The 19,064-nt window shown below is 73.4% G+C and carries 15 protein-coding genes; 9 read left to right on the top strand and 6 right to left on the bottom strand.

What is annotated here, in order from left to right; all coding sequences use genetic code 11:
• Positions 1-39 precede the first annotated feature (39 nt).
• The 3 genes from gltB to KBX43_RS23480 all read left to right on the top strand — a co-directional run bounded on the left by gltB (position 40) and on the right by KBX43_RS23480 (position 6,866).
• A complete protein-coding gene (gene gltB, locus KBX43_RS23490; RefSeq protein WP_210887182.1) occupies positions 40-4,698 on the top strand; it encodes a glutamate synthase large subunit in 4,659 nt (1,552 codons plus the stop codon).
• Positions 4,691-6,196 (top strand): glutamate synthase subunit beta, encoded by a 1,506-nt coding sequence (locus KBX43_RS23485; RefSeq protein WP_209962667.1) that lies wholly within the window; start codon positions 4,691-4,693, stop codon positions 6,194-6,196. The genes gltB and KBX43_RS23485 overlap by 8 nt, the downstream gene beginning before the upstream one ends.
• Before the next feature lie 142 nt (positions 6,197-6,338).
• Positions 6,339-6,866: a hypothetical protein gene (locus KBX43_RS23480; RefSeq protein ID WP_043329534.1), complete on the top strand. Its 528-nt coding sequence runs from the start codon at positions 6,339-6,341 to the stop codon at positions 6,864-6,866.
• A 52-nt stretch (positions 6,867-6,918) separates the two neighbouring features.
• Here the strand turns inward: KBX43_RS23480 and KBX43_RS23475 are convergent, their stop codons facing one another.
• Positions 6,919-8,454, bottom strand: a complete 1,536-nt coding sequence (locus KBX43_RS23475; protein ID WP_210887179.1) for a M1 family metallopeptidase — start codon at positions 8,452-8,454, stop codon at positions 6,919-6,921.
• Positions 8,455-8,649: 195 nt separating this feature from the next.
• On the opposite strand from KBX43_RS23475, the gene KBX43_RS23470 reads away from it, so the two are divergent.
• Positions 8,650-9,435, top strand: coding sequence for an SGNH/GDSL hydrolase family protein (locus tag KBX43_RS23470; protein ID WP_210887176.1), 786 nt, complete (start codon positions 8,650-8,652; stop codon positions 9,433-9,435).
• A 66-nt stretch (positions 9,436-9,501) separates the two neighbouring features.
• Here KBX43_RS23470 and KBX43_RS23465 read toward each other — a convergent pair whose 3' ends face one another.
• The gene (locus tag KBX43_RS23465; RefSeq protein WP_069089051.1) at positions 9,502-10,956 is read right to left on the bottom strand and encodes an MFS transporter; all 1,455 of its coding nucleotides are present in this window, start codon (positions 10,954-10,956) and stop codon (positions 9,502-9,504) included.
• A 182-nt stretch (positions 10,957-11,138) separates the two neighbouring features.
• Here KBX43_RS23465 and KBX43_RS23460 point away from each other — a divergent pair, with 182 nt between their 5' ends.
• Positions 11,139-11,720: a TetR/AcrR family transcriptional regulator gene (locus KBX43_RS23460; RefSeq protein ID WP_043331116.1), complete on the top strand. Its 582-nt coding sequence runs from the start codon at positions 11,139-11,141 to the stop codon at positions 11,718-11,720.
• Positions 11,721-11,757: 37 nt separating this feature from the next.
• Here KBX43_RS23460 and KBX43_RS31670 read toward each other — a convergent pair whose 3' ends face one another.
• Both KBX43_RS31670 and KBX43_RS23455 read right to left on the bottom strand, forming a co-directional pair.
• Positions 11,758-12,012 (bottom strand): hypothetical protein, encoded by a 255-nt coding sequence (locus tag KBX43_RS31670; protein WP_247677666.1) that lies wholly within the window; start codon positions 12,010-12,012, stop codon positions 11,758-11,760.
• A gap of 26 nt (positions 12,013-12,038) precedes the next feature.
• On the bottom strand, positions 12,039-12,377 hold the full coding sequence (locus KBX43_RS23455) for a hypothetical protein (RefSeq protein WP_247677665.1): 339 nt from the start codon (positions 12,375-12,377) through the stop codon (positions 12,039-12,041).
• A 185-nt stretch (positions 12,378-12,562) separates the two neighbouring features.
• Here KBX43_RS23455 and KBX43_RS23450 point away from each other — a divergent pair, with 185 nt between their 5' ends.
• Together KBX43_RS23450 and KBX43_RS23445 are read left to right on the top strand one after the other, a co-directional pair.
• Positions 12,563-13,330, top strand: coding sequence for a Scr1 family TA system antitoxin-like transcriptional regulator (locus KBX43_RS23450; protein ID WP_210887173.1), 768 nt, complete (start codon positions 12,563-12,565; stop codon positions 13,328-13,330).
• Positions 13,321-13,527 carry a DUF397 domain-containing protein gene (locus tag KBX43_RS23445; protein ID WP_082930880.1) on the top strand — a complete coding sequence of 69 codons (207 nt, stop codon included), beginning with the start codon at positions 13,321-13,323 and terminating at the stop codon, positions 13,525-13,527. The genes KBX43_RS23450 and KBX43_RS23445 overlap by 10 nt, the downstream gene beginning before the upstream one ends.
• Before the next feature lie 207 nt (positions 13,528-13,734).
• Here KBX43_RS23445 and KBX43_RS31955 read toward each other — a convergent pair whose 3' ends face one another.
• Positions 13,735-13,944, bottom strand: coding sequence for a Fic family protein (locus tag KBX43_RS31955; RefSeq protein WP_210887170.1), 210 nt, complete (start codon positions 13,942-13,944; stop codon positions 13,735-13,737).
• Positions 13,945-14,057: 113 nt separating this feature from the next.
• Positions 14,058-15,467 (bottom strand): alkaline phosphatase PhoX, encoded by a 1,410-nt coding sequence (locus KBX43_RS23435; protein WP_210887167.1) that lies wholly within the window; start codon positions 15,465-15,467, stop codon positions 14,058-14,060.
• Between the two features lie 184 nt (positions 15,468-15,651).
• Between KBX43_RS23435 and KBX43_RS23430 the strand changes: the two genes are divergently transcribed.
• Together KBX43_RS23430 and KBX43_RS23425 are read left to right on the top strand one after the other, a co-directional pair.
• Entirely contained in the window at positions 15,652-18,168 is a 2,517-nt protein-coding gene (locus KBX43_RS23430; RefSeq protein WP_210887164.1) for an FtsK/SpoIIIE domain-containing protein, read from the top strand.
• Entirely contained in the window at positions 18,165-18,962 is a 798-nt protein-coding gene (locus tag KBX43_RS23425) for a hypothetical protein (protein WP_210887161.1), read from the top strand. The genes KBX43_RS23430 and KBX43_RS23425 overlap by 4 nt, the downstream gene beginning before the upstream one ends.
• Positions 18,963-19,064: the final 102 nt, after the last annotated feature.

Genomic DNA, 19,064 nt, shown 5'->3' with positions numbered 1-19,064 from the left:
CCCCATCATGATCCATCCTGAGTGACGACAGGAGGCCCGGTGGCCTTTCCGTACCCTCACAGCCCGCAGTCGGCCCCACCGGCGACCGGGCTCTACGACCCCGCGTACGAGCATGACGCCTGCGGTGTGGCCTTCGTGGCCGACCTGCACGGGCGGCGCTCGCACCAGGTCGTCGCGAACGGCCTCGGGGCGCTGTGCCGGCTGGACCACCGGGGCGCCCGGGGCGCGGAGCACAACACCGGGGACGGCGCCGGCATCATGATCCAGGTGCCGGACGCGTTCCTGCGCGCCACCGTCGACTTCCCGCTGCCCCCGGCCGGCCAGTACGCCACCGGCCTGGTGTTCCTGCCCGACGACGACGCGGCCGAGACCCGTGCCCGCCAGGTGGTCGACAAGTACGCGCTGGTCGAGGGCGCCGACGTGCTCGGCTGGCGCGAGGTGCCGACCGACCCGTCCGGCCTGGGGGAGACGGCGCTCGCGGCGATGCCCCGGGTCCGGCAGCTCTTCGTGGCCGCGCGCCGGCTGACCGGCTCGCCGGCCGGCCCGGCCGGTTCCCCGCTGACCGGGCTGGACCTGGACCGGGTGGCGTTCTGCCTGCGCAAGCAGGTCGAGCGGGAGACCGCCGAGCGGGGCGTGCCGGCGTACTTCCCGTCGCTGTCCGGCCGCACCATGGTGTGGAAGGGCATGCTCACCCCGGACCAGCTTCCGGAGTTCTACCCGGAGCTGACCGACGAGCGGGTGGTCAGCGCCATCGCGCTGGTGCACTCGCGCTTCTCCACGAACACGTTCCCCTCCTGGCCGCTGGCGCACCCGTACCGGTTCATCGCGCACAACGGCGAGATCAACACGATTCGCGGCAACCGCAACTGGATGCAGGCCCGCGAGGCGCTGCTGCGCAGCCCGAACCTGCCCGGCAACATCCGCCGGGTCTTCCCGGTGTGCACCCCGGCCGCGTCCGACTCGGCGAACTTCGACGAGGTCCTGGAGCTGCTGCACCTGGCCGGGCGGAGCCTGCCGCACGCGGTGCTCATGATGATCCCCGAGGCGTGGGAGAACGACCCGGACATGCGCGCCGACAAGCGCGCCTTCTACCGCTTCCACGCCAGCCTGATGGAGCCGTGGGACGGCCCGGCCTCGGTCGCCTTCACCGACGGCGAGATCGTCGGCGCGGTGCTCGACCGCAACGGGCTGCGCCCGGGCCGCTGGTGGCACACCGCCGACGGGCTGGTGGTGCTAGGCAGCGAGGCGGGCGTGCTCGACCTGGACCCGTCCACCGTGATCGCCAAGGGCCGGCTCCAGCCGGGCCGGATGTTCCTGGTCGACACCGTCAACGGCCGGATCGTCTCCGACGACGAGATCAAGACCGAGCTGGCCGCCGAGCAGCCGTACCAGGAGTGGCTGCACGCGGGCCTGATCGAGCTGGACGACCTGCCGGCCCGCGAGCACATCGTCTACACCCACGACTCGGTACGCCGCCGCCAGCAGGTGTTCGGCTACACCGAGGAGGAGCTGAAGATCCTGCTCGGCCCGATGGCCCGCAGCGGCGCGGAGCCGATCGGCTCGATGGGCACCGACACGCCCATCGCCCCGCTGTCCACCCGGCCGCGGCTGCTCTACGACTACTTCCATCAGCTCTTCGCGCAGGTCACCAACCCGCCGCTGGACGCCATCCGGGAGGAGCTGGTGACCAGCCTGGCGTCCACCATCGGGCCGGAGGGCAACCTGCTCGACCCGGGTCCGGCGAGCTGCCGGCAGATCGTGCTGCCGTACCCGGTGATCGACAACGACGAGCTGGCCAAGATCCTCTCCATCGACGAGGACGGCGACCTGCCCGGCTTCAAGGCGGTCCGGGTCTCCGGTCTCTACCGCCTGCGCGACGGCGGCGCCGGCATCAAGGCCCGGCTGACCGAGATCTGCCGGCACGTCTCCGAGGCGATCGAGGACGGCGTACGCATCCTGGTGCTCTCCGACCGGGACTCCAACGCCGACCTGGCCCCGATCCCGTCGCTGCTGCTCACCGCCGCGGTGCACCAGCACCTGGTACGCGAGCAGACCCGCACCCAGGTCGCGCTGATCGTCGAGTCCGGCGACTGCCGCGAGGTGCACCACGCGGCGGTGCTGATCGGGTACGGCGCGGCGGCGGTCAACCCGTACCTGGCCTTCGAGTCGGTCGAGGACATGATCTCCACCGGCGTGCTGGCCGGCGTCGACCGGGTGAAGGCGGTCCGCAACTACGTCAAGGCGCTCGGCAAGGGCGTCCTGAAGATCATGTCCAAGATGGGCATCTCGACCGTGTCGTCGTACTGCGGAGCGCAGGTCTTCGAGGCGGTCGGCCTGGAGACCCGCCTGGTCGACAGGTACTTCCGGGGCACGCCGAGCACCATCGGCGGCATCGGGCTGACCGAGATCCACGCCGAGGTGGCGGCCCGGCACGCGCGGGCCTGGCCGGCGCCCGGCGTGCAGGCCACGGACCGGCTGGAGGTCGGCGGCGAGTACCAGTGGCGCCGCGAGGGCGAGCTGCACCTGTTCAACCCGGAGACCGTCTTCCTGCTCCAGCACGCCACCCGCAGCCGCCAGTACGACGTGTTCCGGCAGTACACCGCGAAGGTCGACGAGCTGGCCGCGCAGGCCGGCTCGCTGCGCGGGCTGTTCACGCTGCGCACCGGCGTACGTCCGCCGGTGCCGCTGGACGAGGTCGAGCCGGCCAGCGAGATCGTCAAGCGCTTCGCCACCGGCGCCATGTCGTACGGGTCGATCTCGGCGGAGGCGCACGAGACGCTCGCCATCGCGATGAACCGGCTCGGCGGCAAGTCCAACACCGGCGAGGGCGGCGAGGACGTCGAGCGGCTGCACGACCCGGCGCGGCGCTCCGCGGTCAAGCAGATCGCCAGCGGCCGCTTCGGCGTGACCAGCGAATACCTCGTCAACGCCGACGACCTCCAGATCAAGATGGCGCAGGGCGCGAAGCCCGGCGAGGGCGGGCAGCTACCCGGCAACAAGGTCTGGCCGTGGATCGCCCGGACCCGGCACGCCACCCCCGGTGTCGGCCTGATCTCCCCGCCGCCGCACCACGACATCTACTCCATCGAGGACCTGGCCCAGCTCGTCCACGACCTGAAGTGCGTCAACCCGGCCGCCCGGGTGCACGTCAAGCTGGTCAGCGAGGTCGGCGTGGGCACCGTCGCAGCGGGCGTGGCCAAGCTCAAGGCCGACGTCATCCTGATCTCCGGCCACGACGGCGGCACCGGCGCGTCCCCGCTCAACTCGCTCAAGCACGCCGGCACCCCGTGGGAGCTGGGCCTGGCCGAGGCACAGCAGACGCTGCTGCTGAACAAGCTGCGCGACCGGGTCACCGTGCAGGTCGACGGCCAGCTCAAGACCGGCCGGGACGTGCTGATCGCGGCGCTGCTCGGCGCCGAGGAGTTCGGCTTCGCCACCGCCCCGCTGATCGTCGAGGGCTGCGTGATGATGCGGGTGTGCCACCTGGACACCTGTCCGGTCGGCATCGCCACCCAGAACCCGGTGCTGCGCGAGCGCTTCACCGGCCGCCCCGAGTTCGTGGAGAACTTCTTCCTCTTCCTCGCCGAGGAGGTCCGCGGCTACCTGGCCGAGCTGGGCTTCCGCAGCATCGACGAGGCGATCGGGCACACCGAGCTGCTCGACGTGGCCGGCGCGATCGACCACTGGAAGGGCCACGGGCTCGACCTGAGCCGCGTGCTGCACCTGCCCGAGCTGCCCGAGGGCGCGGCCCGCCGGGGCGTACGCGCCCAGGACCACGGCCTCGACGCGGCGCTGGACAACCGGCTCATCGAGCTGGCCGGGCCGGCGCTGCGGGAGCGCACCCCGGTCCGGGTCGAGGTCGAGGTGCGCAACGAGCACCGCAGCGTCGGCGCGATGCTCGGCGGCGAGGTGACCCGCCGCTTCGGCGGCGCCGGCCTGCCCGACGACACGATCGAGTTCCTGCTGCGCGGCACCGCCGGCCAGTCGTTCGGCGCGTTCCTGCCGCGCGGCGTCACGCTGCGCCTGCACGGCGACGCCAACGACTACGTCGGCAAGGGACTGTCCGGCGGACGCCTCGTGGTGCGGCCGGACGCCGACGCGCCGTTCGTCGGCGTGGACGCCGCGCCCGGCCGCCGGGCCGAGGACCAGATCATCGCCGGCAACACCATCCTGTACGGCGCGACCGGCGGCGAGGTCTACCTGCGCGGCCGGGTGGGGGAGCGGTTCGCGGTCCGCAACTCCGGCGCGGTGGCGGTGGTCGAGGGTCTCGGTGACCACGGTTGCGAGTACATGACCGGCGGCACCGTCGTGGTGCTCGGGCCGACCGGGCGCAACTTCGCCGCCGGCATGTCCGGCGGCACCGCGTTCGTGCACCGGCTCGACCGGCGACTGGTCAACACCGAGCTGGTCGACCTGTCGCCGCTGCGCGACGAGGAACGCGACCGGCTGCACGAGCTGGTCCAGCGGCACTTCGCCGAGACGGACTCGGCGGTCGCCGAGGACCTGCTCAAGCGCTGGCCGCAGGCGGTGGAGGAGTTCACCGCGGTGGTGCCCCGGGACTACCGCCGGGTCATGGAGATCATGCGGGCCGCCGAAGCCGCCGGCCGAGACGTCGACGACGCGGTGATGAGCGCCCTCTCGCCCGCGCCGGTACCGCCCGCGCCCCGGGCGGTCGCCCAGGAGGTGGCTCGTGCCTGACCCGAACGGTTTCCTGCGCTACGACCGGCGGCTGCCGGCCCGCCGTCCGGTGCCGGTGCGCATCTCCGACTGGCGGGAGGTGTACCCGCCGGCCGGTGAGGAGCTGATCCGCGAGCAGGCCACCCGGTGCATGGACTGCGGCATCCCGTTCTGCCACGACGGCTGCCCGCTGGGCAACCGCATCCCGGACTGGAACGACCTGGTCCGCACCGGCAACTGGGACGCGGCGGTGGACTCGCTGCACGCCACCAACAACTTCCCCGAGTTCACCGGCCGGCTCTGCCCGGCGCCGTGCGAGGCGGCCTGCGTGCTCGGCCTGGGCGGCCAGCAGCCGGTCACCATCAAGCAGGTCGAGGTGGAGATCGCCGACGCGGCGGTGGCCCGCGACGGCCTGCGGCCCCGGCCCGCGTCCGTGTCCACCGGCCGGTCGGTGGCCGTGGTCGGCTCCGGCCCGGCCGGGCTGGCCGCCGCGCAGCAGCTCGCCCGCGCCGGTCACACGGTCACCGTGTACGAGCGCGACGACGCGATCGGCGGCCTGCTCCGCTACGGCATCCCCGACTTCAAGCTGGAGAAGCAGCACATCGACAAGCGGCTGGCCCAGCTCACCGCCGAGGGCGTGCGGTTCCGCACCGGCGTCGAGGTCGGCGTCGACGTGACCGCCGAGCAGTTGCGCGCCGAGCACGACGCGGTGCTGCTCGCCTGCGGCGCGTTGCAGGGCCGGGACACCCCGGAGACGCCCGGCCGGGCGCTGCGCGGCGTGCACCAGGCGATGGCGCACCTGGTCGCCGCGAACCGGGTGGTGGCCGCCGCCGGGGACGGGAAGCCCGCCCTCGCGACGCTGCCCGACGGTACGCCGATCGACGCCGCCGGCAAGCACGTGGTGATCATCGGTGGTGGCGACACCGCCGCCGACTGCCTCGGCGTGGCGCACCGGCAGGGCGCGGCCGGCGTACATCAGCTCGACCTCTACCCGGAGCCGCCGACGGAGCGGGACGCGGCGCGGGACCCGTGGCCGACCTGGCCGTGGGTGCTGCGCAACTACCCGGCGCACGAGGAGGGCGGCGAGCGGGTCTTCGCCGTCGCCGTCCAGGAGTTCGTGGACGACGGCACCGGCCAGGTCCGCGCGGTCCGGATCGCCGAGGTGACAGTGGAGAAGGTGGACGGTCGCCGCATCGTCACCGCGCTGCCCGGCTCCGAGCGCGAGATCCCGGCCGACCTGGTGCTGCTCGCCATCGGCTTCGAGGGCACCGAGGAGCAGCCGCTGCTGGCGCAGTTCGGGGTGACCCGCAACGGCCGGGGCGCGATCGACTCCCGCCCGGACTGGCAGGCCACCGACGGCGTCTTCGTCGCCGGTGACATGCACCGGGGCGCGTCGCTGATCGTCTGGGCGATCGCCGAGGGACGCGCCGCCGCGGCGGCGATCCACACGTACCTGGGCGGGGTGGGCGACCTGCCCGCCCCGGTCGACCCGGCCCGCCAGCCGCTCGCCGCCAGGTGAAAGGAAGGGCCCCCTCTTAACGCCTCAGGTAGAGGAGGGGGCCCTTCTTAACACCCGCCGCCGCGCGGCGGTCCGGGAAGGGTGGCCCAGGTCATGCCGGACGGGGCCCCGGCGGCACGACGACCGTCGTTAGGCTGCGGCCATGGACGTCGAGGTACGCCTGCGGCGCATCCGCCGCTGGCTCTGGCTGGTGGTGGCGGGGCTCTTCCTCAGCGGGGTGACCGCGTTCCCGCTGGAGGTCGAGGTGCGCTGGCTGCTGGCGGCGTCCGACCCGCTCGCCGGGCAGTTCCCGGCGCTGGTCGACTGGATCGAGCGGGTCCACGTCGGACTGGTGGCGGCCGGTGAGGACTACCCGTTCCTGCGGTACGGCACCGACTGGCTGGCCTTCGCGCACCTGGTGCTCGCGGTGGCGTTCTGGGGGCCGCTGCGTGACCCGGTCCGCAACGTGTGGGTGGTCCAGGTCGGAATGATCGCCTGCGCCGGCATCGTGCCGCTGGCGGTGATCTGCGGTCCGATCCGGGACATCCCCTGGTTCTGGACGCTCGTCGACCTCTCGTTCGCGGTCGGCGCGTTCCCGCCGCTCTGGTTCGCCTACCGCCACATCCGCGCGGTCGAGGCGGCGCAGCCTTGGACGGCGTCGACTGCGGCACCCGTGCCGACCGCCGGTTGACCGGCCGGCCGGGCCGCCCCCCGGGTGGGGGAGCGGCCCGGCCGGCGCCCGGTCAGCGGCCGAGCAGGTCGTGCGCCGCGCGGATCTTCGTCCACGAGGCCGGCTGCGCCGGTGCGGCGCTCGTCCGCGCGGCGGCGGTCACGTCGGGGCGGCCGGGCGTGAACAGCCAGGTGGTGAACACCGCGTCGAGGTCCCGCCCGGAGATCCGCTCGGCGAGCGCCTGGAACTGCGCGACGGTGCCGTTGCCGTACTGCCGCTTGGCCGTCCAGGTGCGCAGGATGCGGAAGAACGCGGCGTCGCCGACGGCGAGCCGGATCTGGTGCAGCGCCATCGCGCCCCGGTCGTAGACGGCGTCGTCGAAGATCCCGCTCGGGCCCGGGTCACCGGGGCGCACCTGCCAGAACTCGGAGTCGGCCGGGTAGCTGTCGTAGGTGAAGTCGAACAGCTCCTGCGCGGTGCCCTCGCCCTGCTCCTCGGACCAGAGCCACTCGGCGTACGAGGCGAAGCCCTCGTTGAGCCAGATGTGCCGCCAGTCCGCCACCGACACCGAGTCGCCGAACCACTGGTGGGCGTTCTCGTGCACCACCACGTACGGGTTGGCGCCGCGCCGCCAGAAGCCGGGGCCGTACACCGGGCGGGTCTGCGTCTCCAGCGCGAAGCCGATGCCGTCGACCGGCCCGGCCACGCCGCCCTGCGCCTCGAACGGGTACGGGCCGAACAGCCCGCTCTCCCAGTCGACGATCTCGGCGGTGCGTTCGATGCTGGCCCGCGCGGCGGGCAGGCGCTCGCCGAGCGTGGTGCTGTACGCGTTCACCACCGGCTGGCCGTTGGGCGCGACGTCGGTGACGATGTCGTACTGCCCGATGGCCAGGAACGCCTGGTACGTGGCGCCGGGCTTGACGCTGCGCCAGCTCCACCGGGTGCGGTTGCCGGCCTCGGGCAGCGGGTCGCGCGGCTGCACGCCGTTGCTGATCACCTCGACGCCGGTCGGCACCGAGACGGAGATGTCCCAGGTGGCCTTGTCCTTCGGGTGGTCGTTGCTCGGGTACCACCACCAGGCCGACTCGGGCTCGTTGACGGCGAGCGCCCCGTCGGCGGTACGGGTCCACGCCGTGTAGCCCTGGACCGTGGTCTGCGACGGCACGCCCGCGTACTTCACCACGACGGTGAGCTGCTGCCCCTTGGTCAGCGGCCGGGCCGGGGTGATCACCAGCTCGTGGTCGCCGGCCCGGGTGTACGTGGCGACCCAGCCGTTCACGCGCACCGACTCGACGGCGAGGACGAAGTCCAGGTTGAACCGGGACAGGTCCTTGGTGGCGGTGGCCAGGATCGTGGTGGTGCCGGTGAGCCGGTCGGTGGCCGGCTCGTAGCGTAGCCGGATGTCGTAGTGCCCGACGTCGTAGCCGCCGTTGCCGTAGTCGGGGAAGTAGCTGTCGCCCAGCCCGGGGCTGCCGGGCGTCGGGGTGGCCGCTGCGGGTTGCGGCCGGCCCCATCCGGCCGGGGCGGCCTGGCCGGGCGCGCCGGTCACTGTGGTGCCGGCCGCGGTGAGGGTCAGGGCGGCGATGGCCGCCGTGAGTGCGCGTCGCACGGGGGACTCCCTCCGTCGGGTGTCGTCACCGCCAAGCTAATCGACGCATGTGAACGCATCTGTCCCGTCCGGCCGATCTCGACTATTCAATTTCGGCAAATGTTTCGATAGCATTACCGACCAGTAACAGCACCGATCCCTCGGCCACGCGCGCGGTCAACGGGCTCCACCACCCTGCCCCGTGGAGGCTCTGCCATGCCCCGTCGCGTCCGTACCGTGTTCGCCGCCGTCCTGGCGGCCGTCCTCGGCGCCGTGCTCCTGCCCGGCGCCGCCCGGGCGGCCACCGTCAACTACGTCGCTCTCGGCGACTCCTACTCCTCCGGGGTCGGCGCCAGCCCGTACGACCTGTCCACCTGCCTGCGCAGCCAGAAGTCGTACGCCCCGCTCTGGGCCGCCGCCCACTCGGTCACCAGCTTCAAGTTCCCGGCCTGCGGCGGCGCGGTCACCGCCGACGTGCTGAACAACCAGGTCGGCCAGCTCAGCAGCAGCACCACGCTGGTGACCATCACCATCGGCGGCAACGACGCCGGCTTCGCCGACGTGATGACCAGTTGCCGGTTCGGCAGCACGTCGAGCTGCGAGAGCGCGGTCAACGAGTCGAAGGCGTTCGCCACCGCGACGCTGCCCGCCCGGCTCGACGCCACGTACACCGCGATCCGCAACCGGGCCCCGAACGCCCGGCTGGTGGTGCTCGGCTACCCGCGGCTGTTCGAGACCGGCTCCTGCGGCCTGCTCGCCATGAGCAGCTACAAGCGCACCATCCTCAACCAGGCCGCCGACACGCTCAACGGCGTCATCTCCGGCCGGGCCGCCGCGGCCGGGGGCACGTTCGTCGACGCGCGGCCGTTCTTCGCCGGGCACGGCGTGTGCGCCGCCGACCCGTGGATCCGTGACGTCAGCGGCGTGATCGAGGCGTACCACCCGAACGCGAACGGCTACCGCTACGGCTACCTGGCGGCGCTGACCGCAGCGATCGGCTGACCGGCACGGCGAAGCCCCGCCCGGCACCGGCGCCGGGCGGGGCTTCCGTCCGCGTACCCCATGGGGTCAGCGGGCCGGGACCAGCTCCGGCGCCGGCGCCAGGTCCGGCACCGCCGGCCCGATCCGTCGCCGCGGCCACCGGCGGCGGCCGGAGGGTACGGCGAGCGCGGCCAGCGCCGCCGCCACCGAGATGCCGGTGAGCAGCAGGAAGCCCGCCGTGAAACCGGCCTCCCGGGGCAGCCCGCTCGGCTGCGGATTCGCAGTGATCACGGCACTGGCGAGCGCCGCGCCGATCGCGCCGCCGATGGTACGGATGTTGGCGTTCATGCCGGTCGCCGCGCCGGTCTGCCCGGCCGGCACGTTCGCCACGATCAGGTTGGCCATCGAGGCGAACGCCAGCCCGATGCCGAGGCCGACCAGGCCACCGGCGACACCGACCTGCCAGCGGGTGTCGTGCGCGACGGTCAGCATGGCGGCGGCCGCGACGTTGAACACCGCGCCTGTGCTCAGCTGCGCCTTGGCGCTGAACCGGGACTGCAGCCGTCCGGCCAGCAGGCCGGCCACGAACATGCCGACGAGCATCGGCAGCATCAGCAGCCCGGCCTGGGTGATGCTGGCGCCGAAGCCGTAGCCGGCGCTGGTCGGGATCTGCGCGAACTGCGGCAGGAAGGCGTAGACGGCGAACATCGAGGCGCCGTAGAGCAACCCGACGAGGTTCGTGGTCCAGACCGCCGGTAGGCGCATCATCCGCAGGTCGATCAGCGGGTTCGCGGCCCGCGCCTCGGTCGCCAGCCAGGCGACCGCGAGCACCGCGGCCAGCGCCAGCAGTCCGACCACCCGGCCGGAGCCCCAACCCCACGCGGCGCCCTTGCTGACCGGCAGCAGCAGCGCCACCAGCCAGCCGGACAGGAGTACGGCGCTGAGCCAGTTGATCCGGCCCGGGGTGCGTACCGGCGAGCGCGGCACGAACCGGTGCGCGGCGAGCGCGGTCAGGCCGACCACCACCAGCGGGATCCAGAACAGCCACCGGTAGCCCAGCGTGGCCACGATCGGCCCGGCCAGCACCACGCCCAGCCCGCCGCCGACTGCGACGACCGCGGAGATCGAAGCCACCGCCGAGCTGACCCGGGCGGCCGGGAACTCGTCGCGGATGATGCCGAACGACAGCGGGAAGACGGCGCCGCCGATGCCCTGCACCACGCGGGCGGCGATCAACACGCCGATGCTGGGGGCGACGGCCGCCAGCAGGCAGCCCAGCGCCAGTGCGGCGAGCGAGAAGACGAGCGTCTTCTCCTTGCCGACCATGTCGCCGACGCGGCCGATGATCGGCGTGAAGACGGACGCGGAGAGCAGGTAGGCGGTGAGGACCCAGGTCACCGTGTTGGGCGAGGTGTGGAGGTCGTGCTGGATGGTGGGCAGCACCGGCGTGATCAGCGACTGGAGCATCGCGAAGAATCCGGTGCCGGCGGCCAGCACGAGGAAGGTGAGCCGGCGCGAGCCGCGCCGGGTTGAGTGGATCATGTGGGACGACTCCCCGTTCGGTACGAGACTGGTGGCCGCTCGCGCGGTCCTGCGGCGGTGGCGGCCGGAAGTCCGGAGTAAGCTATCCGGAGGGGTGGCTCCGGTCAGCAACCGGAGGCTTGCCTCCATTAACTTAGCGGAGGGTTGCCTCCGGTTGCAAGACGGAAGGGGTGACGCGGGTCATGACCGACGCCGACGTGCCCGGTGAGGTCTTCTCCCGCCGCCCGAAACGGGCCGACGCCCGCCGCAACTACGACGCGCTCATCGCCGCCGCCCGTGAGGTCTTCGGCGAGCACGGCGCGGGCGCGTCGCTGGAGGAGATCGCCCGCCGGGCCGGCGTGGGCATCGGCACGCTCTACCGCAACTTCCCCCACCGGCGGGACCTGTTCGAGGCGGTCTACGTCGAGGAGGTGCGCGCGCTCAGTGCCTCCGCCGCCGACCTGGCCGACGAGCCGCCCTGGGACGCCCTGGTCGGCTGGCTGCACCGGTTCGTCGCCTACGTGGCCACCAAGCGGGCGCTGGCCGAGGAACTGGTGCACGACTCCGAGGTGTTCCGCAGCTGCCGCACCGAGATCTACGCGACCGGCGAGCCGCTGCTGCGCCGCGCCCAGGAGGCCGGGGCCGCCCGGCCGGACGCCGGCTTCGACGACGTGATCCGGCTGATCAGCGGACTGGCCGCGTACCAGTTCCCGGACCCGGCCCAGCGCGACCGCGTCCTGGCCATCGCGCTGGACGGCCTGCGCCCGCCGGCCCGTGTGACCTGATGCGACTCGTCGCCCGGCCGTCTGTCGACGTGACGTATCAAGGGCTGCTCTGCGCGGGATGAAGTGGCGGGCGCGGCCGTGCCCAGCCGACGAATCGAGCGAACAACACTTGTGGGCTGGGAGCCTCGTACGGGTTGAGGCGATGTAGCTCGTGGGCTGCGTCATAGAGCTGCCCACACAGGTAGATCGACAGGGCGACACGATCGTTCGTGTACTCGGCGAGCAGTGCGAGTCGAGCCTCCGCGCACGGCCACGGATAAGCGCAGCGTTTGCAGATCCAGAGTGGGCGCATAGGCAGATGCGCGCGAGCGCCCGTGCTCACCCCAGCCCTCGCAGCCGCGTGGCCGCGTAAGTGCGGCTGCTGCTGCTGGACATGCGCTCCCGAGTTGTTGATTCCAGTCGGTGCAGACCAGCCAAATACACGAAAAGTTCCCGCTTGGCGACTGCGGTGCCTCGGGCGTTCAACTCGTACGCCTCGATCCATGCCCAGCCGTCGTACGGCTGGCGATCCTCGATCTCCCGGATCACGCGAACGGTGATCGGGCGAAAGAACTGAACGCTTGCCCTGCGGTCGAGGCAGAGGAGGTCTCCCGCCTTGAGCGGGCTGTCATTCGCCGTTGCGTCGCGTCGACCCGCCCTCGGCCTGCTGTCGGGCATGAGTTTCCTCTCCTGCCAGGGGGCTGCGTCAGGCGGCTCGCCCCGACATCCCTGGTCCTGTGGCCGCCGGACGTCCGAGCACCGGCTGTGTCGCCTGGAGGTCAGCTTTGCCGAGAGCTATGGGACCAATACACAGCGTTGATGTATGGTGCCGAGACGTTCGGGACGTCCATGAGGGAGGAAGGATGAACCACGCGCTCCAGGTGGCGATGGCCGAAGCCAGTGAGACGGCGGAGAGCCTTGCAGCTCAGATCGGCGTGGATCCGAAGACGGCGGCCCGTTGGGTCGCTCCGGGACGTATTCCGCAGCCTCGGCGACGTGCCCAGGTGGCGGCGCTCCTCGGCCGGGACGTCGGGGATCTTTGGCCGGACGTCCTCAAGCGCCGTGAACCGCCGTGGCTGCGTGAGTGGGTCGACTGGGAGCGGGACGCCGTGTCGATCCGCTGGTTCGAGCACACATGGGTGCCCGGGCTGTTGCAGACCGAGGCATATGCACGCGCGACGCTGACCGGCGAGGCGCTGACCGCAGCGGAAATCGATGAGCTGGTCGCCTCGCGGCTCGAACGACAGGCGATCCTCCGTCGGGACCGGCCGCCTCTGGTCGTCGCGGTCATCTTCGAGGGCGTACTGCATCAGTCGGCCTACGGCGACCGGGAGCTGATGCGGGAGCAGCTTGAGCACCTGGTCCACTGCGCAGCCCTGCCCGGTGTGCAGATACACGTCGTGCCGAGGGACATCGGCATGTATCCGGGGCTCGGTGGCGGCTTCATCCTCGCCGAACTGCCCACCGGTGAACATGTCGCGCACGTCGACAGCCAGGCGTCCGCGCAGCTACTTAGTGAGGCTGCGGCCGTTGCTACGCTCAGCCGTAGGTGGGAGCGCATCAGGGGCGAGGCCCTCTCCCGAACCCAGTCACTAGACCTGATCATGGAAGCGGCAGGATCATGGACATGACCGCTGCGCGATGGCGCAAGAGCACGAAGAGCGGCAACAACGGCGGCTCTTGTGTGGAGGTCGCCGACAACCTCGCGGGCGTCGTGCTGGTCCGGGACACCAAGGACCGGGCCGGCGCGACGCTGGCCTTCGCGCCGGCGGCCTGGCAGGGATTCGTCGACCTGGCCAAGGAGATCGGCGTCAGTGAGCGTCGATGACACCAGCACCGACGCTCGGCGAAGATCTCGATGCCGAACTGGCCCGGCGGGGGATGGCGGTCTCCGCCGAGGGCTGCGCTCGCGCGGGGAGGCAACGTGCTCAGGTGGAGCAGCAGTGGCCTCGCGGTCGTCGGGTCAAGCTGCGCGAACGCATGCGTCAAGCGGCACAGGAGATACCCTCCAGGATCTATGACTGAGCAGCGTGGCTCAGCTGATCCGCCGGACGACCGGATCGAGCGCTGCCGTCAGGATGTCCGTCTCGCCGGTGTTCAGGTGCTGGACGCAAGCGGCGATGTTGTCCGCCGCGTCGAGTTCCGACCAGTCGAGCAGGTAGCCGGCCGCGGCGCCGAGCTGGCGCAGGAAGGCGCGCAGGGTCCGTCCGTTGCCCTCCCGGAACGGATGGCAGACGTTCAGCATGATCCGCCTGGCCAGGCGACCCGTGCAGCGGTGTCGAATGGGACGTCTGTCGCAGACCAGCACTGCTCGGCCGGCGGCTCCCGAGCGAGAACCGCCGGCCGCTCACCGTCCCGTCAGCGGTGCCCGTTACCCGGCCGCCCCCACGGCCCGGTGATCGCGAACACGTACCCCGGCGACTGGATGTTGGCGAACAGCGTCCTGCCGTCCGCGCTGAACGTCGGCCCGGTGAACTCGCTGTCGTTCAGCTCGTTGCGCGCCAGCGGATACGCAGTGCCCTGCTCGGTGACGCCGACCAGGTGCGACACGCCCTCGCCGTCCTCGGCCAGGATCACCCCGCCGTACGGCGACACGGTGATGTTGTCCGGCCCGTCGTAGTTGCCGTGGTCGGCGTCCGGGTCGGCGTTCACCCCGAAGATCGTCTTCAGCGTGACGGTCTGCCGGCGCGGGTCGTAGAACCACACCTGCCCGTCGTGCTCGTTGGCGCTGCCGTCGTCGTGCCGGGCGTAGCTGGCCACGAAGTACGCGCCGCCGTCGCCCCACCAGGCGCCCTCCAGCTTGCGGCTGCGGGTCACCTCCGCGTCGGTGAACTGCTTGCGTACGGACACGGTCCGGGCGTCGCGGTCCGGCACCTCGACCCACTCGACCCGGTAGCGGGTGCCGGGGGTGGTGGCCTCGGACAGGTCGGCCACGTGCGTGTCGCCGCGCAGGCAGCGCATCGCTGCGAGGCTGCCGGCGGCGCCGCCGTCGGGCCGCTGGGCGAGCGCCCGCAGCGCGCCCTTGCCGGCCCGGAAACCGGGCGGCGGCGTCCACCGGAAGTACAGGCCGTTGGGCCCGCTCGCGTCCTCGGTCAGGTAGATCGAGTGCGTGTACGGGTCGACCGCGACCGCCTCGTGCGAGTACCGCCCGAGGAACGTCAGCGGCACCGGGTCGGTGTTGGCGGACCTGTCGTGCGGGTCGACCTCGAAGACGTACCCGTGGTCCTTCAGGAATCGCCCACCGGCCCGCTGCTCGGTCTCCTCGCAGGTCAGCCACGTGCCCCACGGGGTGATGCCACCGGCGCAGTTGTTGTGCGTGCCGGCCACGCTCACGTACTCGCGCAGCCGCCGCCCGTGCCGGTCCACCTCGATGGTGGTGGTGCCGCCGCGGGCGCCCGGGTCGTAGGTGAGACCGGTCAGCGCCGGCACCGGGTACGGCTCGTCGCCGCCGATCTCGTGGTTGTTCACCAGCACCGAGCCGCGCGGGCCGCGGAAGCAGCCGGTGCCGTCGGCGTCGCTCGGGGTGGGCTGCCCGGACTCCAGCAGCGTCGCGCCCGCCTGCGCGACCACCGTGTACGAGAAGCCCGGCGGCAGCGCCAGCAGGCCGGCCGGGTCCGGCACCAGGTCGCCGTAGCCGACGGCGGGACGGCACGCGGGCCGGGCCGCGGCCGGGCCGGCGATCGCCTCCAGGCTGCCGGCCACCACGATGCCGAGCCCGCCGGCCACGCCGCCGCGCAGCAGGGACCGCCGGGGAAGAGGTGAGGTCACGTCGTCGCCTTCCTGTGCGCCACGATTGCCTGGAGGAAGGCAAGCTGGGCCGGGGGAACGGTGGGCGGCGCGCCCGTCCGCCGCCGGGTGAACAGTGGACGAATCCCCGGTGCGGAGCGCCATGTGCCGCTGCGCCGCGCGTCCGTTAGGGTTCCCTCGATCGCAAGACGTCGGAGGGCGGACGGTGGGCAGACTCGCGGCGGCGTACCGGCAGGCGGTCGATCGGCACCGGCAGGCACTGCGCCACTGGGAGGCGGCCCGGCGGCTGCTCGGCGCCGCCGGCCCGGCGCCGGTGGGCAGCCCCGAGCTGGTCGCGCGGCTGGCCCGCCTCGGCGGTGAGCTGGCCGCCGCGGTGCCCGGCACCGCCCGCGTCGCGACCCACCCCGTTCCGGTACGCCTCGGCGCGGCGACCACAGTCGACGGCGCGTTCCCGGTGCTCGTGCCGGTGGGGGCGGGCGCGCATCTGGCGCTCGATCAGGACGCCCGCGACCCGCGCGTCGGGGAGCTGCTGCGGGCGGTGGTGGTGCGGCTGCTGACCGCCGCTCCGGCCGGCGCGATCCGGGTCGTCGGCATCGACCAGGCCGCCTTCGGCGCGGCGTTCCTGCCGCTGCGCCCGCTGCAGGACGCCGGGGTGCTCGCCGCGGCGGCGACCACCGAGGCGGAGACAGCAGCGCTGCTCGACGCGGCCGAGCGGCACGCCCGTACCGCCCAGCGGTCCGCGCCGGAGGACCGGGAGCTGCTGGTGGTGGTGGCCGCGTCCGCGCCGCCGCCCCGGGAGCTGGCCCGGCTCGCCGCGCTCACCCACGCCGGCCCGGCCGCCGCGGTCTGCGTGCTGCTGGCCGGTCACCGGCCCGCCGGGCCGAGCGCCGCGCCGCCGCTGGGCGCCACCACCCACCTGCGGATCACCGAGCGGTACACGCTCGTCGGTGACCCGCCCGGCCGCCCGTTCAGCGCCGACGGCAGCGGGCTGGCCGCGCCGGTGGTGCTCGACGGCGACCCGTCGCACGCCGCGGTGACCGCGCTGGCCCGCCGGTACGCCGAGACCGCCGACCAGGACGTCGTCACGTTCGCCGACCTGCTGCCCGCGCAGCGCTGGGCCGGGTCCGCCGCCTCCGGCCTGCGTACCGTGCTCGGCCGCGCAGGCCGCCGCCCGCTCGCGGTGGCGTTCGACGACGCCACGCCGCACTGGCTGATCGGCGGCCGCACCGGCGCCGGCAAGACGGTGCTGCTGCTCGACGTGCTCTACGGGCTGGCCGCCCGCTACTCCCCGGCCGAGCTGCGGCTGATGCTGCTCGACTTCAAGGAGGGCGTGAGCTTCACCGAGTTCGTGCCCACCGACCGCGACCCGTCCTGGCTGCCGCACGCCGACGCGGTGGGCATCGAGTCCGACCGCGAGTACGGCGTGGCGGTGCTGCGGGAGCTGCGCGCCGAGTTGGGCCGCCGCGCCGACCTGCTCAAGCGGCACGGGGTCAGCCGCCTGGCCGACCTGCCGCCCAACGCCCGGCCGCCCCGGATCGTCACCGTGATCGACGAGTTCCACGTGCTGTTCGCCGGCAACGACGCGCTGGCCCGGCAGGCCGTCGACCTGATCGAGGAACTGGCCCGCAAGGGCCGCTCGTACGGCCTGCACCTGGTGCTGGCCAGCCAGAGCACCACCGGCATCGAGGCGCTCTACGGCCGGGCCGAGGCCATCTTCGGCCAGTTCCCGCTGCGGATCGCGCTGCCCGGCGGGGACGCCGTGCTGGACCCGCGCAACGACGCCGCGCGCGGGCTCACCGTCGGCACGGCAGTGGTGAACACCGCCGCCGGCGCGCCCGGCGCGGACGCGGAGGTGCGGTTCCCCGACGCGCACGCCGCCTCGGCCGACCTGGCGGCGCTGCGCCACGAGCGGCACGCGGCCCGCCCGGCCGGCTCGCGCCCGCCGTCGGTGTTGCGGGGCCACGAGCCCCCCCGGCGCACCGACGACTCCGCCTGGACCGCGCTGACGCCGGGCGCCGACCCGCCGTACGCGCTCGTGGGCCGTGCGGTCGACGTCGCCGGCAGCCCGGCCGGGTTCGCGCTCGACGCCAGCCCGGGCCGGCACCTGGCGGTGGTCGGCACCGCCACCGTCGGCGCGGAGGTGCTCCGGTCGGCCACGCTGTCCCTGGCCCGGCAGCACGCGCCCGGCACCGCCCGGTTCCTGTTCGCGCCGCTGGCGCCCGGCACCACCGACGCCGCCGACGACCTGGCCATGACGCTGGCCGCCGCCGGGCACCCGGTCCGCCGCCTGGCCGCCGAGGCGCTGCGCGCCCAGCTCGCCGAGGCCGCCACCGGTGACGCCCCGGCCTCCGGGCGTACCTACCTGGTGGTGTTCGGGGTGGACGCCGCCGCCACGACGCTCGCCGCCTCCGACCCGGCGACGTTCCGTTCCGGGTACGACGACCTGCGCGCCGTGCTGCGCCAGGGGCCCGCGCGCGGGGTGCACGTGCTCGGCTGGTGGCGCGGGCTGCGCCGGCTCGCCGACGACCTGGGCGGCAGCGGGCAGCGCGACGACGTCACCGGCCTGGTCGCGCTCAACGTGCCCGCCGCCGACCTGGGCCTGCACCTCGGCGTGCACGACCTCGCGTACGTGCCGCGCGAGGGCCGCGCGCTGCTCGTCGACCGGCACGAGCACCGCACCGCGCTGATCGTGCCGTTCGCCGCGGGGAGTGATGTCCCATGAGTGGATTCGACGAGTACGCGGCGCTGCTGCGGGAGTTGTCCACCCGGCAGCGGGGCGGGGAGCGGGAGATCGCGGCCGAGGCGGAGCGCCGCCGTGGCCTGCAGGCCGCCGTCGACAAGCTGGGGCAGCGGCTCGTCGCCCAGGGGCAGCACCTGGACCGGCTGGGCCAGGCGATCGGAACGCCGATGACCTCGGTACCGGCGCCGGCACCGGCGGTTGCGGTGGCCGCCGGACCGGCCGCGCCGGAGGCGGCAGACGCGGGCGGGCGGACGGGCGCCGGGCCGGGGGACGGCGTGACCGGCGGCGCAGCCGCCGCGCCGGGGCAGGCGGGCGTCGGGGCGTACCCCTCTCCGGGTCTGGCGCCGCGGGCGGGTGACCCGGCGGCGGAGCTGGCGGCGGCGGAGCGGCTCGCCGGGGAGGCCGACGGGTACGGGCAGCAGGCCGACGCGCTGGCCCGCACGCCGGTGCTGCTGCCGACCTGGTCGGCGCCGGCCCGGGCGGTCGCGGTGTACGGCGGTTGCGCGCTCGTCGGCTCGCTGCTGATGCTGGTCGCGCTGGTGGGGTCGCCGGTGCCGGTGGCCGGGCTGGACCTGGTGGCGGCGCTGTCCTGCGCCGGGGTGCCGCTGCTGTCCTTCGTGGCCGGTCAGGTCGTGCTGGCCCGGTGGGGCCGCCCGGCGCTGGCCGGCGGTGAGGCCACGACCGGGCGGTACGTGCCGCTGGGCTTCGTGATCTGCGCGCTGGTCTCCCCGTCGCTGTTCTGCGTCTACCTGCTCCTGTTCCGCCTCCTCCGCTGACCCCAGCCCCTGTCGATCATGGACTTGTGGCCGCGGCGGTGGGCTTGATGTGGCTATTGCCGGGGCGGAAACTGCAAGATCGCGAAGGCGTGGGGGTGGGGG

Source organism: Micromonospora sp. C41 (assembly GCF_018070485.1).
GTDB classification, from domain to species: domain Bacteria; phylum Actinomycetota; class Actinomycetes; order Mycobacteriales; family Micromonosporaceae; genus Micromonospora; species Micromonospora chalcea.
This window is presented reverse-complemented; position numbering and strand designations above follow the sequence as displayed.

Bases quoted from the DNA above. Each gene is read 5' to 3' on its own strand.
- KBX43_RS23480 (WP_043329534.1), top strand. From the start codon at position 6,339: ATGGACGTCGAGGTACGCCTGCGGCGCATCCGCCGCTGGCTCTGGCTG.
- KBX43_RS23470 (WP_210887176.1), top strand. From the start codon at position 8,650: ATGCCCCGTCGCGTCCGTACCGTGTTCGCCGCCGTCCTGGCGGCCGTC.
- KBX43_RS23465 (WP_069089051.1), bottom strand. From the start codon at position 10,956: ATGATCCACTCAACCCGGCGCGGCTCGCGCCGGCTCACCTTCCTCGTG.
- KBX43_RS23460 (WP_043331116.1), top strand. From the start codon at position 11,139: ATGACCGACGCCGACGTGCCCGGTGAGGTCTTCTCCCGCCGCCCGAAA.
- KBX43_RS31670 (WP_247677666.1), bottom strand. From the start codon at position 12,012: ATGCGCCCACTCTGGATCTGCAAACGCTGCGCTTATCCGTGGCCGTGC.
- KBX43_RS23455 (WP_247677665.1), bottom strand. From the start codon at position 12,377: ATGCCCGACAGCAGGCCGAGGGCGGGTCGACGCGACGCAACGGCGAAT.
- KBX43_RS23450 (WP_210887173.1), top strand. From the start codon at position 12,563: ATGAACCACGCGCTCCAGGTGGCGATGGCCGAAGCCAGTGAGACGGCG.
- KBX43_RS23445 (WP_082930880.1), top strand. From the start codon at position 13,321: ATGGACATGACCGCTGCGCGATGGCGCAAGAGCACGAAGAGCGGCAAC.
- KBX43_RS31955 (WP_210887170.1), bottom strand. From the start codon at position 13,944: ATGCTGAACGTCTGCCATCCGTTCCGGGAGGGCAACGGACGGACCCTG.
- KBX43_RS23425 (WP_210887161.1), top strand. From the start codon at position 18,165: ATGAGTGGATTCGACGAGTACGCGGCGCTGCTGCGGGAGTTGTCCACC.